At 67.4% G+C, this 592-nt stretch carries 1 protein-coding gene; it reads right to left on the bottom strand.

What is annotated here, in order from left to right; translation table 11 throughout:
- Window positions 1–592: IS110 family transposase (locus tag N825_RS35715; RefSeq protein ID WP_037462447.1), on the bottom strand; the 592-nt coding region annotated here is incomplete at both ends.

The following is a 592-nucleotide window of genomic DNA, read 5'->3' as shown; positions in this document are numbered from 1 at the left end:
CAGGCCGACATAGGCGCCGACGCTGGATGAGTGGGTGAAGCGGGCGGGATCGCCGATCGTGCTGACATAGTTCAGCGCCACCAGCACGCCAACGCCGGGCGCGGTCATCAGCCGGCACACCGTGTCGTCCTGGCGGGCCTCGGTGACCAGGCGCCGGCTCAGCGTGGCGACCTCCTTGTTGATGGCTTCCCAAGCCCGGAGAAGGGCTTCGGTGACATCATGCAGCGGACCATCGGGGACCAGGCCGCGAACCTTTTCGGCAAAGGTCTTGCCGACGCCCTTGCCGGCGAGCAGGCCGAATGGCTTGAGCAGGCCGCGGATCTGGTTGCCGAGATCGACCCGCTGAGCCACCAGCTGGGCCCGCGCCGTGATCAGAGCCCGCACCAGCTGTCCATCCAAGCCTTTGACCGCGACCTCACGGTACCAGCCGGTGCGCACAATCTGAGCCAGACCGCGGGCATCGTTGGCGTCGCTCTTGTTGAGCTGGAGCTTCAGCGCCGCCTTGGCGTGGCGGGCATCGAGGCAGACCACCGGCAGACCGAGCGCCGTCAAGCCGTGGCACAGCCAGATCGACAGCGGACCGCTTTCCAGA

The sequence above is a fragment of the Skermanella stibiiresistens SB22 genome, from assembly GCF_000576635.1.
Classification (GTDB): Bacteria; Pseudomonadota; Alphaproteobacteria; order Azospirillales; family Azospirillaceae; genus Skermanella; species Skermanella stibiiresistens.
The sequence above is the reverse complement of the archived record's forward strand: the minus strand, read 5'-3'. Positions and strand labels throughout refer to the sequence as shown.